Here is a 14147-nt window from a genome sequence, read left to right on the forward strand (position 1 = left end):
TGTCACATTTGTACAAAACTGCGACATTGTCAAACCATTTTATCATATTGGTTGACCAGTAATCAAAAATCAGCAATTAATTTGGAGGAGAGGTAATTTAATTGGATTCATTGGGTATCCGTAGATTTGCAGATCTCCAACTGAAACCCTCTCACGAATTCAAGATCTCCTGAACAACCCCTCAGGAGAAATTGGTCGCCCACTGTAGATTCTTTCTGCATACTGAGCCCGCGCCTTCACCTGGATTAGGGAAATAAAATGCAAGCGCTGACCAAAATAGTTAACACGATCCTCAAAGCCGTCACGGTGTCGGTTTTTGTCGTGCTCGTGGTGTGTGTGGTTTGGCAGGTTTTTTCGAGATACGTTCTTGGCACGCCAAGCACCGTGACCGATGAACTTGCTCGTTTCATGTTTATGTGGATCGGCCTGATTGGTGCGGCCTATACACTTGGAATGCGAAGACACCTGGCAATTGATCTTTTAACCGGCTCACTGGTCGGCAAACGGAAATTGTTCTCAGATTACTTCATCATTCTGGCGATCGCCTTCTTCTCAGGTGTTGTCATGTTTTACGGCGGCGGACAACTGGTCCTGAAGACACTCGCAAACGGGCAGGTCTCGCCCGCTCTTCGCATTCCAATGGGCTACATCTACGCAGCTATTCCGTTCTCTGGCAGCATCATGCTGTTCTACTGCATTGAGTTTTTCATTGGTCTCGTCAATGGCACGGGTACAGGTCCAAACGACCAGATGCCTGACGCCGCTGATCCTGCTGCAAAATAAGAGTAAGTCTGATGGAATTTTTAAGTAGTGAGCTTCAAAGCGGTCTTATTCTGTTTGGTGTGTTTGGCGTTCTCGTTACACTCGGCGTGCCGATCTCCTTTGCAATCGGGCTGGCGGCAACAGCAACAATCACCTTTCTGATCTCGTTTGATCAGGCCCTTTTTGTTGTTTCACAGAAGATGGCGAGTGGTCTGGACAGCTTCACACTGTTGGCGATCCCGTTCTTCATTCTCGCTGGCAACATCATGAACTCTGGCGGTATCGCACGCCGCTTGATTGAGCTGGCCAAGATTGTTGGCGGACGTTTGCCGGGGGCTTTGGCACACGTCAACGTTCTGGCAAATATGCTGTTTGGCTCCATTTCGGGCTCTGCTGTAGCCTCTGCTGCTGCAATCGGTGGCATCATGTCTCCGCTACAGCGCAAAGAAGGCTATGACCCTGCCTTTTCTGCTGCGGTGAATGCAGCCTCCTGCCCAACTGGCATGCTGATCCCACCTTCCTCAACGCTGATCGTTTACTCTCTGATCTCTGGTGGCACATCCGTGGCAACGCTGTTCGTTGCCGGATACTTGCCAGGTATCCTGATGGGTCTTGGTGTGATGGTTGTGGCTGGTATCGTTGCTGCGAAACGTGGCTATCCGCTGATCCCGCTGCCAAGTTTCAAAGAGATCCTCTTCAAAATCGCTGATGCTTTCCTGCCGTTGTTGCTCATCTTCATCATCATGGGCGGTATCATTGGTGGCGTCTTCACAGCGACTGAAGCTTCTGCGGTGGCGGTTGTTTACACCTTGCTGCTGGCGGTTGGCATTTACCGCGAAGTGAAGGTCACTGATCTACCAACCATCATTCTTGAGAGTGCGATCACCAGTTCCATCGTGCTGCTGCTGATTGGTTGCTCTATCGGCATGTCCTGGGCCATGACATTCTCTGACATTCCGTACGCAATTGGTGAAGCGCTGGCGAATGTTTCCGAGAACCCATTCATCATCATGCTGGTGATCAACATCTGCCTGCTGGTGATTGGTACTTTTATGGACATGACCCCTGCGCTGCTGATCTTCACACCAATCTTCCTGCCTGTCGCGACTGAGCTTGGCATGGATCCTGTGCACTTCGGTATCATGATGACCTACAACCTGTGCATCGGCATCATTACGCCGCCAGTGGGCAGTGCGTTGTTCATCAGTTGCTCTGTAGGCAAAGTTGCTATTCAGGACCTGATCAAACCAATGCTGCCATTCTATGCTGCGGTGATTTCCATCCTGATGCTGGTGACTTTCATTCCAGAAATCAGCCTGTTCCTGCCGCGCGTCATTCTTGGTTACGGCGGATAACAGACAGACACTTTGCAACCATAACAACACCCAATAAAACTGGTTGAAGCATAATGAAAACGCTAGGTAAGTGGTCCTACATCGCGACCGAACAGAACCGGGTTGACCTGCTTGTAGATAACAAGCATCTGCTTTCTCTGTTCGTTCTTGAAGACAAGCTTGTTCGGGTTCTTTTGCGCAAGAATGGTGAGTTCCGGCAAGGACGAACATGGTCCATCACTCCGGCAGAAACGCCGGTACCGTTTGAAGGCCGGTCTCGTCTTTCTGTCGAAGGCTTTTCGCTGCCAGAGTTTAAGCAAGAGCTTGCAGAGGATACACTTACACTGGAGACGCGGGCTTTGCGCGTCTGCGTGAAAACGCCGCTTCAGATAATCTGGGAGGCAAAATGCGAAGACGGGTCTTACCAGGTTATCGCCAGCGAACGGCCTACAGGCGCTTATATGCTAGGCGTTAAAGATCACAAGAACTCGCATTTCTTCAGCCAACCTGCAGATGACCGGATTTATGGTCTCGGTGAAAAGACTGGCGATCTGCTGCGCAATGGTCGCCGCTACGAAATGCGTAATCTGGATGCAATGGGGTATGATGCAGAGACCACCGACCCACTTTACAAACATCTGCCGTTTACGCTGACACGCACCGGTTCTGGTGTCTCTTATGGGGTGTTCTACGACAATCTTGTGAGCTGCTGGTTTGATCTTGGCAACGAGATCGACAACTATCATCAGCCTTACAGATCATACCGTGCTGAAGACGGAGATCTGGACTATTACTTTATGCTTGGCCCTTCCCTATTGGAGGTGACCAAGACGCAGGTTTGGCTGACTGGCAAGCACATCTTCCCACCGAAGTGGAGCCTCGGGTACTCCGGCTCGACCATGTATTACACCGATGCGGAGAATGCGCAGGAACAGCTGGAAGGATTTGTTGATCTGATCAAAGAGCACGCCATTCCTTGCGACAGTTTCCAGCTTTCCTCCGGTTACACATCAATTGGCTCCAAGCGCTATGTGTTCAACTGGAACTACGAGAAATGTCCTGATCCAAAAGCCATGACTTCAAAGTTTCTGGATGCTGGCGTTCATCTCGCCGCGAACATCAAGCCATGTCTACTACAGGACCATCCTATGTATGGTGATGTGGCAGCGAAAGGCCTGTTCATTCAAGACAGTGAGGTTGATCAGCCAGAGCGGTCTCTGTTCTGGGATGATGAAGGTTCTCACCTCGACTTCACCAATCCGGATACTGTGAGTTGGTGGAAAGCCAACGTCACCGAGCAGTTGCTTGAGCGCGGTATCGGTTCTACCTGGAACGACAACAACGAGTATGAGATCTGGGATTTCTCTGCTCGCTGTCAGGGGTTTGGTGAAGAGATTGACGTCGGGCTCATTCGTCCGCTTCATTCTTTCCTGATGATGCGTGCCTCTTATGAAGCACAGGTGGAGTATGCACCGGAAGAACGCCCTTATCTAATCTCTCGCAGTGGCTGTCCCGGCTTGCAACGCTATGTACAGACGTGGACTGGTGATAACCGAACTGGCTGGAACAACCTGAAATACAACATCAAGATGGGTCTCGGGCTGTCGATGTCAGGTATCTACAATGTCGGCCACGATGTGGGCGGCTTCTCTGGTGCTCGTCCTGATCCTGAGTTGTTTGTACGCTGGGTTCAAAATGGCGTCATGCATCCGCGTTTCACGATCCATTCGTGGAATGATGATGCAACGGTCAATGAAGCCTGGATGTATCCGGAAGTTACGCCCCTCATCCGCAATGCCATCCAACTGCGTCAGCATCTGATGCCGTATTTCTACACCATGCTGCACGACATGCATGTGATGGATGAGCCTCTTTTGCGCCCAACATTCCTTGATCACGAAGGAGACGCGCGCACCTTTGCGGAGACGGATGATTATCTGCTCGGCAAGGACCTGTTGGTTGCTTCTGTGGTTGAGCAAGGAGCGACAATACGTGAGGTTTATCTGCCAGATAATGGCGATGGCTGGTACGAATTCGATACAGGCGCGTATCACAAGAGCGGACAGACCATCGTTGTTGATGCACCTTTGGAACGCCTCCCCCTGTTCGTGCGTGCTGGTACCGTCATTCCGCTTGCTAACCCAACAGCTAAAAACACCACTGAGTGCCATCTTGAAGCCCTGGCGATCTTCCCGTTCCAAGGCACCGGAAAGCGAGAGCTTGCTGTTTTTGAAGATGATGGCATCAGCCATAAATGGCTCGATGGCACGCACAGCACCTTGCATATGGTTCTTTCCTGCAGTTCCAACGAGCAAATTTTAACTTTGTGCCGCAGCGGTTCACTTGAGATTGATGGACGAGAACTTTCCGTTTTCATCAAAGGCCGCTCACCGAATGGTCTTGTTCCGACTGTGGTCGTGAACGGACAAAAGGTTTCGGATGACACTAACACTTTCTCACTCAATGAGCTTTGATAAGGTCCACCTCCTATGACTTTTGAATTTCAGAAACTCGATCTCAATGCGCTTCCAGGTGATGTGTCTGTCCCATCTTATGATCGTACATCACTAAAGCCGCGTGTCGCTCATATTGGTTTTGGTGCCTTTGCCCGTGCTCATGTTGCAATGCATCTGCACGAAACACTTGCTGCCGGTGGTGGAGATTGGGGCTTGCGGGTGATTGAGTTGTTCGGCACGCCGGATCTGTTCAATAAGCTTGCAGAGAATGATCACCTCTACACGTTGGTTGAGACTGCTGATGAGGGCACCAATACCCGGCTCCTCGGTGCTGTATGCGAGACACAACACGTGGCACGCGATGGCGTATCAACACTGATCAACGGACTAGCCGAAGAGCAGCTGAAGGTCATTTCTCTCACCATTACCGAGAAAGGCTACTGCGTTACAAACGGGAAGCTGGATCTGGATAATCCAATGATCCAGCAGGATCTAAGAGCACCAGAAGCTCCCCAAACCGCTATCGGATTGATCGTTGCTGGCCTTGCGAAACGTCGGGCGCTTGGCAACGGCCCTATCACGGTGATGTCTTGCGATAACTTACCTCATAATGGCGTGCTCTGCGGAGTTGCTGTTCGTGAGTTTGCGACCAAGCAGAATGCAGAGTTAGCTGCATGGATCGAGGAAAATGTCTCTTTTCCATCCACCATGGTGGACCGCATCGTGCCTGCGCTGACTGACGAGTCCCGAGACCTCATCCGCGAGAGCCTTGGCGGACAAGTCGATCTGAATGGCATCGTATGCGAGCCGTTCCGTCAGTGGGTGATTGAAGACAACTTCAAAGCTGGACGGCCACAGTGGGAGCTTGCTGGCGCGCAACTTGTTGCGGATGTTGAGCCGTTTGAAGAAATGAAGCTTCGCACTCTGAACGGCTCTCATTCCTTCCTTGCCTACCTTGGCTTCCTTGCTGGCAAGGAGACCATTGCGGATTGCGCTGCCGATCCTGTATTTTACGCAGAAGCGCGCAAGCTGATGGTGGATGAACAGTTGCCCACACTGGATGTTCCAGGCGATGTGGATTTGGAGGCTTATGCGGACTCATTGCTCAAACGCTACTCCAACTCCAAGCTGAAACACCGTACCTGGCAGATTGCTGCGGATGGAACGCAGAAGATGCCGCAGCGCTGGTTAAACTCTGTGAAGTTTCATCTCGCCAATGGCGGCGACTATCGTCATCTGGTGCTCGGTATTGGTGGCTGGATGAACTACATCCGCGCGGATCGCAATGGCGAAAGTTACGAAGTAGTTGATCCGATGAAAGAGAAGCTTGCCGAAATTGTCGCCAAAGACGGCGGCGACGCAACAACCTATGTCGATGCACTGCTTGCTATGCATTCTGTGTTCCCATCTGAACTTGTTGCTAACGATGAGTTCAAGAAAGCGGTTCACAAGGCCTACTGCGCAGTGGCAGAAAAAGGTGCCGCGCAGGCCGTCGCTGATTTGGCTGACTAGGTTTTAAGGAAAATCTTGCTCGGCCGCAGGCTGAGCAAACGCTCATACTCAGGGATTGGTCACAGGATCAATCCCCCTACCTTCAGGGCAAAAACGATGCAGCCATTTCTTGGACAAGACTTCCTCCTCGAGACAGAAGCAGCACAGCGGCTTTACCACGACTATGCAGCTGAAATGCCAATCGTGGACTACCACAACCACTTATGTCCGCAGACCATTGCTGAAGACCATCGCTTTGATGATATTGGCCGCGTCTGGCTTGAGGGCGATCACTACAAATGGCGTGCTATGCGGTGGGCCGGGATTGATGAAAGCCTCATCACCGGTAAGGACACCAGCTTCAAAGAGAAGTTCGTCGCCTACGCTTCCGTGATGCCGAAGTTTCTTGGGAACCCGCTGTACCATTGGACGCATCTGGAGATGTATCGCTACTTCGGGCTGGAAGGTGTGATCCTCTCAGAGAAGTCTGCTGAGACTGTCTGGGAAGTTTGCAACGGAAAGCTTGCGACCAAACCATTTTCCGCTCGTGGCCTGTTGCAGATGCAGCACGTGAAGATGCTGGGAACGACTGATGACCCTTGCGATGACCTGCATTGGCATAAGATGATCGCGCAGGATCCAACCTCTACAATGGTTGTTCGGCCCACCTTCCGGCCTGACCCGGCCTTCAAGATCGATAAGCCGACGTTTCCTGATTACATCATGAAACTCAGCAGAACCGTTGGTTTCCATATCGACAAGTATGAGCGTTTGCTTGAGGCGCTATCCATTCGGTTGGATCACTTTGGACGACATGGTTGCCGTGCGGCGGACCATGGTCTGGACTCCATGCTGTTCTGCCCGGTTCCGTCCGGCACCGAATTGAACCGCATCTTTAAAGAAGGGCAAGGCGGAGCAACGCTGAGTATTGACGATGTGACTGCATTTCAATCAGCTGTTCAGGTGTTCCTAGGAAAGGAATACGCAAAACGTGGCTGGGTGATGCAGATGCACATTGGCGCAACACGGAACAACCGTAGCCGCATGTTCAAAGCACTGGGGCCAGATGTCGGCTGTGATGGCATTGATGATCGTGAGCTTGCTAATCCACTCAACCAGTTCTTCGACACGTTAGATCGTGAAAAAGCATTGCCCAGAACTGTGCTGTATTCTCTTGATCCAACCAAGAACGAAGTTGTCGTAACAACAGCCGGAAATTTCCAGGACGGTTCCTTCGGCGGCAAAATTCAAGCAGGAACAGGCTGGTGGCACAATGACCAACTGGACGGCATGGAACGCCAGATGACACAACTTGCGCAGATGGGACTGCTTTCTCAGTTCCTCGGCATGTTGACAGACAGCAGATCGTTCCTATCTTTCCCTCGACACGAGTATTTCCGTCGCTTGCTTTGCAGGATCGTTGGGGAGTGGATGGATAAAGGCCACATTCCGGGTGATTTTGAGCTTGCGGGAGGCATGATCAGGGACATTTGCTACAACAATGCAGCAAACTGGTTCCTTGATGAAAAGTAGGTAAGCTTTGGCCCCTGCTTTATCCCTTGGAAGCCCCTTGGACCATGCCTCTGGACCAAGGGGCTTCTGACATCAGGGACCTGCTTTAATCGTCGTGCTTGTAGATTGCTTCCAGAGCATCAGCATGGTTATTGAGTACTTTCGCGCGTCTGATCTTCAATGTTGGCGTCAGTTCGCCGGTCTGGATCGAGAAGCCATCTGGTAAGATCTCAAACTTGCGAATACGCTCAACCCGTGAATGACGTGCATTCACTTTTTTGATGCTGGCCTGAATTATACTCCGCAACTGATCTGATTTCAGAACATCTTCAGGCTCGATGTTGTTCTCAGTTGCAAATCGCTGTGCCATCGCACCATCAATGGTGATCAGAGCACTTAAAAAATTCTGATTGTTGCCTGCAACAACAGCATATTCGACAAAAGGAATTTCCATAAGGTCTTGCTCAAGCAACGCAGGCGAGATGTTCTTACCTCCAGAGGTGATGATAAGCTCTTTTTTACGGCCTGTGATAAAGAGATAGCCTTCCTTGTCGAAGTAGCCGATATCGCCGCTGTAGAGCCAACCATCGCGCAGAGATTCATCTGTTGCGGCAGGATCATGCGCATAACTAGAGAAGTTGGTGTCTGCCTTGCAGAGGATCTCACCATCTGCGGCGATCTTGATCGTGACACCATCCATAGGCTTTCCGACAGAACCCAGACGGGTTGCTCCAATGATGTTGATGGTCGCACCACCACAGTTTTCTGACTGGCCATAGACTTCGCGGATGACGATATCCAGTCCTGTAAAGGCCTCCAGAACGCGTTTGGATACGGGCGCACCACCGCTCACGAACATGCGCATTTTATCGAGGCCGATCTTGTGTTTGATCTTATCGAGTACGAGACGGTTCGCGATCTTCTTTTTAGTGTTCAGTACCAACCCAGCAGACTTGCCGTTGATGCTTTCTTTGTACCAATCCTTGCTGATTTGAAGAGACCATTGGATGAGTTTGCCTTTGAAGCCTTTCTCTTTGCTGAGCTGCTTTTCGACTTTCTCATTGATCTTCTCAAAAATTCGCGGAACCCCAAAGGTTACAGTCGGCCTCACCTCTGGCAAGTGCTCCCCCAGACTGGTTACGGACTTGGCGTAGTAAACCGGGTAGCCAGTGTCACAAGCCTGAATAATGGTGCCACACTGCTCTGCGATATGAGCCATGGGCAGATAGGAAATATAGCGGTCAGCTGAGGTCGGCTTAAAGGCCAGATTCAGTGCATCAGATTCTGCACGGATTGCGCGATGGCTGATCTGCACGGCTTTTGGCAAACCTGTCGTCCCCGAGGTGTAAATCTGGAGTGCAATGTCTTCGGCAGCGATGTCATTGAGGCGTTGGTCAAGCTCAGCATCCAGTCCAGGGCTGTTCTCACCCAGAGACATAAAGCTAGCCCATGTGTATTGATCTGGATTTTCGACGCGCCCATCCAAACGAATGGTCTTACGCAGGTGGCGCATGTTCTCCGCTTGCTCGCCTATACCTTTGAGCTGAGTTTTGGTTTCAGCAAGCAAGATGCGGCCTTGCGAATGGCGCAGGATGTAATTGATCTCAGGTGCAGCAGCTGTCCAGTAAATGCCCGTTGGTACAGCCCCGATCATCATGGCAGCTACGTCCATGATGGTCCATTCAGGACGATTGTAACTTAGAATACAAACAGAGTCGCCGGGATTAACGCCCAGTGCGAGCAGTGCTTTTGCAGCGTTACGTACCTGCTCGCCATATTCGGTCCAGCTCGTTGCTTCCCATCTATCTTTCCCACGAACAAAATATGCTGGTTTGTCTGCAAGACGCTCGACAGATTCCATGAATGCTTGGGGAATGGGTATAAATGTGTTTTGAGCTTGTGCTTGAGTAACGGGCCGGGCCTGCGAACTCATGTTATTCTCTCTATTTTTATTATTTCCAGAGCTTTACATCCTCTGAATTTGTCGGTGTCAAATACAGATACCAAGAATACCCATCAAACCCACAAGAACTACAGGAATTTTCTCTTATTTTCATCTCTCTGGTTCATGAGCAACGAATATTCATTTTTGATTTGACAGAAATTTTACTGAATCCCTGATATATCTAATTGGAAATTTACTTTAATGCTTCTTAGAGGCATTAAATATTAATCATTATCCCAAGAGTTCTTTGGGGATGCTTCTTATTTAGTTGAGTGGTTTCTGCAATTTAGCGGTAAACCAGCGGAATAGATCTCCTATGGTAACTGGGATCGAAAGTCACTCAGTCGGGCAAGTTCATTTATGCAGCAGTTCAGTGTTACGCGCGGTCTAAACCTACCAGATCCTGTTCGCATCAGTCGCTACAAGCGTCTGCCAGAACTTGGCCCTGCCCTCTTGTTCTTCAGCGGAGGAAGTGCGCTAAATCCAACAGCCCGCGCTTTGAAGCAGTACACCCACAACTCCATTCACCTGATGACGCCGTTTGATAGCGGTGGAAGTTCTGCTGTTTTGCGTCATGCCTTTGGTATGCCTGCAATCGGAGATCTGCGCTCACGCTTGATTGCACTGGCAGATGAAAGCGTTCTTGGGCAGTCCGAGATCTACCGTCTCTTCACACATAGGTTTCCAAAAACAGCTTCTCTTGATGACTTGCACGGTGAACTGGTGGATTTGTTGGAAGGGCATGATCAACTGATCGCACGGGTTCCCAATCCAATGAGACGCCTGATCCGGCATCAGCTGGCATTTTTTCATGATGCAATGCCATCAGACTTCGATCTTAGAGGCGCCAGCATTGGAAATCTGATCCTTGCCGGGGGGTATCTGAACAACAATCAGAAGCTTGATCCGATCATCTTCCTATTCTCAAAACTGGTGAACACGCTCGGCACAGTTCTGGCGACAGTCGATGCACGTTTACATCTGGCTGTTGAGCTGGATTCTGGTGAAATCATTGTGGGCCAGCATAATATGACTGGCAAAGAAACCTCGCCCATTGCAAGCCGGATTCAACGGACCTATCTGACCCGTTCTTTGGCTGGAGGTGATCCGGTGGAGATTGAAGTCTCTCCTAAAAAGCAGCATCTTATCGAGACTGCGGACATGATCTGCTATCCTCCAGGAAGCTTTCACAGCAGCTTGATTGCAAACCTTCTGCCAAAGAGCGTGGGCAAGTCTATTGCACGTAGCCCAAACCCGAAAGTGTATGTCCCTAACCTCGGCAATGATCCTGAGCAATTCGGGATGAGCCCAAATGAGACGGTGGATGCACTCTTGGAACATCTGCGCGCTGATGCGGGGGAAGATACGCCAACAGACAAGCTACTCAATTTTGTCGTCACAGATGAAAAACATGCTGCTGAATTTGATTGGGCTGAGCTGGAAGCACAGGGCATTTCCTTGATTGGAGCTGATCTGACAAGCACGCATTCGGTTCCTTATTACGACCCAGAAAAACTAGTTTGCATGTTATTGAGTTTTCTCTAAAGTCCTTTTCGTTCAGTTAAATCATTGTATTTTCGTGATTTATTCCTTTCGCAATGCAACATCTGACAGAAGCAGATGATTTACAATAGTTTGCCTTGCCCTATTGTCGGTTGATTGTTGCAACTTAGTTAGATCACCTCGAATATCATCTTCAACTTTACTTAAAAACTGCCCAACGCCTCACAATATTTTATTTGCAATGACGCTTAATCAAGAAACAGAAGACATGTTGACGCAAGTATACGCATAGATATTAGGTAGTAGGAGCATGTTTACATTCGGCACATAACCAAGCGGAAAAGCAAATGTCGAAGTTCAAGTTTCCTACCGCGTTTACAATTCTATTTGCCCTCATCATTCTCGTTGCAATTGCAACCTGGTTCGTTCCTGCTGGGAAGTATGATCGGGTGATCAACCCAATCCTCGATAAGGAAGTTCCAGTCCCCGGCACCTATCATCTGGTAGAGGCCAATCCTCAAGGCCCTGTTGAAGTCTTTATGGCTCCAATTGCAGGTCTTTATGATCCGATCTCCTACACGGCGAATGCCATCGACGTTGCGGTGTTTGTTCTTGTGATTGGTGGCTTCCTGATGGTTGTGACCCGAACAGGTGCAATTGATGCAGGGATCGCTAAGATTATGACAGGATTAAAGGGGCGAGAGAACCTGATGATCCCGATACTGATGGCCTTCTTTGCAGCTGGGGGCACGATCTATGGGATGGCGGAGGAAAGTCTTGCATTTTACGCGCTCATCATTCCAGTGATGATCCGCGCAGGTTATGACTCTATGACGGGTGTTGCCGTTATTCTTCTGGGCGCAGGCATCGGTACGCTTGGCTCAACCATCAACCCGTTCGCAACCGTCATCGCTTCCAACGCAGCTGGTGTGCCTTTTACCGACGGCATCGGCCTTCGCTTCCTTATCCTGATTGTTGGTTGGCTAGTCTGTGTGGCTTGGGTAATGCGTTATGCTGCAAAGGTGAAAGCTGATCATACTTCTTCCCTTGTTTCCGAAATGAAGGAAGAAAACGAAAAGCACTTCCTGCAAGGCGTTTCAACGGACGATATTCCCGACTTCACGGCAAAGCACGGCTGGATTATGGCGATCTTCGTCGTCACCTTCGGACTACTGATCTATGGTGTTGCTGTCCTTGGCTGGTGGATGGGCGAAATGGCTGCCCTCTTCCTCGCAGCCTCTATTCTCGTGGGGATCGTTGCCCGACAAGGTGAACACGAGTTCGTCGACAACTTCCTGGATGGTGCGCGTGATCTGCTTGGTGTCGCGCTGATCATCGGGGTTGCCCGCGGTATCGTTGTGGTGATGGATGCTGGTTCAATTACCGATACAATCCTTTACTGGTCCGAGCAGGCGGTCAGTGGTCTCAGCAAAGTAGCCTTTATCAATGTGATGTTCTGGCTGGAGCTGGTGCTGTCGTTCTTCGTGCCCTCATCCTCGGGCCTCGCAGTCCTGTCCATGCCGATTATGGCTCCGCTGGCAGGCTTCTCAAATGTTGGCGCAGAATATGTGGTCACAGCCTTCCAGTCCGCCAGTGGACTGCTGAACCTGTTCAACCCAACCTTTGCCGTTGTGATGGGCGGCCTTGCAATTGGCCGTGTGCCTTATGACAAGTGGCTTCGATTTGCCATTCCGCTCGTGATCATTCTGTTCATTTTGATCTCACTCGCGCTGTCGCTCAGCGTTTAGAGGCGGTTTCTCCAATCTTTGCAGAGGCAAACATGCCTCTGCACCGCACAAATCAAACCTCTGAACCAAACATAGAGACGTTGATCTCTCACAAAACAAGAATTCTGGAACGGAGTCTGCAACATGACTGAATTTGGTGTTCATTCGGAAGTTGGCAAACTGAAAGAAGTATTGGTTTGCCGTCCCGGACTTGCGCATATGCGCCTTACGCCCGGCAACTGTCAGGAGTTGCTATTTGATGATGTTATCTGGGTTCGTGAAGCGCAAAAACACCACTACGATTTCTGCCTCAGAATGGAAGAGCGCGGTGTGAGCGTACTGGAAATGCACAATCTGCTGAAGGAGACGTTGGAGGATCAGGAAGCTCGTAAGTGGGTGCTGGAACGCCGTATCACGCACAACCGCGTTGGGTATGGCATGGCCGAGGATCTGCGAGCCTGGCTTTACGAACAACCCGAGAAATTCCTCGCGGATCATCTGATTGGCGGCATTGCACGGTGTGAGTTGGGTTTCAAACCAACAGGTGTGTTTGGTAGCTATCTGGATGCAAATGATTTCGTCATTCCGCCTCTGCCGAATACACTGTTCACCCGCGATACGACCTGCTGGATCTATAACGGCGTCACGCTTAATCCGATGTTCTGGCAGGCGCGCCAGAACGAGACGCTCCTCACCACTGCAATTTACAAATTCCACCCCCACTTCAAGGGCAAGGTCAACTTCTGGTGGGGTGATCCGGATGAGGACTTCCATGAATCAACCGTGGAAGGCGGCGACGTCATGCCAATCGGCAATGGGGTTGTTTTAATCGGGATGGGTGAACGCACCACACCTCAAGCTGTCGGTCAGGTGGCGCGTGCTCTTTTCCGCAATAAGGCGGCAACTCGGGTCATTGCCTGCCAGATGCCAAAGAGCCGTGCAGCGATGCACTTGGACACTGTTTTCACCCTTCTTGATCGCGACAAAGCAACAGCGTTCTCAGGCGTTTGTGATGAGATCATCTGCTTCTCGATCCGTCCCGGAGACAAACCGGAAAGCGTCGATTACAGGCAGGATGAAGGACATCTGTTCGATGTCATCGCCAATGCACTTGGTATGCAGAAGCTGCATGTGGTGACCACAGGCGGCAATGCTTATGACCAGGAACGCGAGCAATGGGATGATGGCAACAACGTTGTCTGCATCGAACCTGGTGTCGTGGTTGGGTATCGCCGAAATACCTATACAAACTCAAAACTCCAACGAGCCGGTGTGGAGGTTATCGCCATAGACGGGTCTGAACTGGGCCGTGGTCGCGGTGGTGGACACTGCATGACCTGCCCAACGGTGCGTGAGGCCGTGGAGTTCTAGTCTTTTCAAACTCCGTTGAATTATAAAAACATCCAAGAGATGGAGA

Annotated in this window: 9 protein-coding genes; 8 read left to right on the forward strand and 1 reads right to left on the reverse strand. The window is 50.5% G+C overall.

What is annotated here, in order from left to right; translation table 11 throughout:
* Nucleotides 1-258 precede the first annotated feature (258 nt).
* From PsWM33_RS19595 to uxaC, 5 genes are all read left to right on the forward strand, one after another.
* Nucleotides 259-783 (forward strand): TRAP transporter small permease, encoded by a 525-nt coding sequence (locus PsWM33_RS19595; RefSeq protein WP_063301347.1) that lies wholly within the window; start codon nt 259-261, stop codon nt 781-783.
* Nucleotides 784-794: 11 nt separating this feature from the next.
* Nucleotides 795-2117 (forward strand): TRAP transporter large permease, encoded by a 1323-nt coding sequence (locus PsWM33_RS19600; RefSeq protein WP_063301348.1) that lies wholly within the window; start codon nt 795-797, stop codon nt 2115-2117.
* A gap of 53 nt (nt 2118-2170) precedes the next feature.
* Nucleotides 2171-4570 (forward strand): glycoside hydrolase family 31 protein, encoded by a 2400-nt coding sequence (locus PsWM33_RS19605; RefSeq protein WP_063301349.1) that lies wholly within the window; start codon nt 2171-2173, stop codon nt 4568-4570.
* Between the two features lie 15 nt (nt 4571-4585).
* Complete coding sequence (locus PsWM33_RS19610; protein ID WP_063301350.1) at nt 4586-6064, forward strand: mannitol dehydrogenase family protein; 1479 nt, start codon at nt 4586-4588, stop codon at nt 6062-6064.
* A 96-nt stretch (nt 6065-6160) separates the two neighbouring features.
* The gene (uxaC, locus tag PsWM33_RS19615) at nt 6161-7576 is read left to right on the forward strand and encodes a glucuronate isomerase (protein ID WP_063301351.1); all 1416 of its coding nucleotides are present in this window, start codon (nt 6161-6163) and stop codon (nt 7574-7576) included.
* A gap of 85 nt (nt 7577-7661) precedes the next feature.
* On the opposite strand, the gene PsWM33_RS19620 is transcribed toward uxaC, so the two are convergent.
* Nucleotides 7662-9488 (reverse strand): AMP-dependent synthetase/ligase, encoded by a 1827-nt coding sequence (locus tag PsWM33_RS19620; RefSeq protein WP_063301352.1) that lies wholly within the window; start codon nt 9486-9488, stop codon nt 7662-7664.
* Nucleotides 9489-9860: 372 nt separating this feature from the next.
* On the opposite strand from PsWM33_RS19620, the gene PsWM33_RS19625 reads away from it, so the two are divergent.
* From PsWM33_RS19625 to arcA, 3 genes are all read left to right on the forward strand, one after another.
* Nucleotides 9861-11045: a GAK system CofD-like protein gene (locus PsWM33_RS19625; RefSeq protein ID WP_063301353.1), complete on the forward strand. Its 1185-nt coding sequence runs from the start codon at nt 9861-9863 to the stop codon at nt 11043-11045.
* A gap of 305 nt (nt 11046-11350) precedes the next feature.
* Complete coding sequence (locus PsWM33_RS19630; protein ID WP_063295330.1) at nt 11351-12751, forward strand: YfcC family protein; 1401 nt, start codon at nt 11351-11353, stop codon at nt 12749-12751.
* A gap of 123 nt (nt 12752-12874) precedes the next feature.
* Complete coding sequence (gene arcA / locus PsWM33_RS19635; RefSeq protein ID WP_063301354.1) at nt 12875-14101, forward strand: arginine deiminase; 1227 nt, start codon at nt 12875-12877, stop codon at nt 14099-14101.
* Nucleotides 14102-14147: the final 46 nt, after the last annotated feature.

Source organism: Pseudovibrio sp. WM33 (assembly GCF_001623165.1).
In the GTDB taxonomy this organism is placed as follows: domain Bacteria; phylum Pseudomonadota; class Alphaproteobacteria; order Rhizobiales; family Stappiaceae; genus Pseudovibrio.

Bases quoted from the DNA above. Each gene is read 5' to 3' on its own strand.
- uxaC (WP_063301351.1), top strand. From the start codon at position 6,161: ATGCAGCCATTTCTTGGACAAGACTTCCTCCTCGAGACAGAAGCAGCA.
- arcA (WP_063301354.1), top strand. From the start codon at position 12,875: ATGACTGAATTTGGTGTTCATTCGGAAGTTGGCAAACTGAAAGAAGTA.
- PsWM33_RS19605 (WP_063301349.1), top strand. From the start codon at position 2,171: ATGAAAACGCTAGGTAAGTGGTCCTACATCGCGACCGAACAGAACCGG.
- PsWM33_RS19620 (WP_063301352.1), bottom strand. From the start codon at position 9,488: ATGAGTTCGCAGGCCCGGCCCGTTACTCAAGCACAAGCTCAAAACACA.
- PsWM33_RS19625 (WP_063301353.1), top strand. From the start codon at position 9,861: ATGCAGCAGTTCAGTGTTACGCGCGGTCTAAACCTACCAGATCCTGTT.
- PsWM33_RS19595 (WP_063301347.1), top strand. From the start codon at position 259: ATGCAAGCGCTGACCAAAATAGTTAACACGATCCTCAAAGCCGTCACG.
- PsWM33_RS19630 (WP_063295330.1), top strand. From the start codon at position 11,351: ATGTCGAAGTTCAAGTTTCCTACCGCGTTTACAATTCTATTTGCCCTC.
- PsWM33_RS19610 (WP_063301350.1), top strand. From the start codon at position 4,586: ATGACTTTTGAATTTCAGAAACTCGATCTCAATGCGCTTCCAGGTGAT.
- PsWM33_RS19600 (WP_063301348.1), top strand. From the start codon at position 795: ATGGAATTTTTAAGTAGTGAGCTTCAAAGCGGTCTTATTCTGTTTGGT.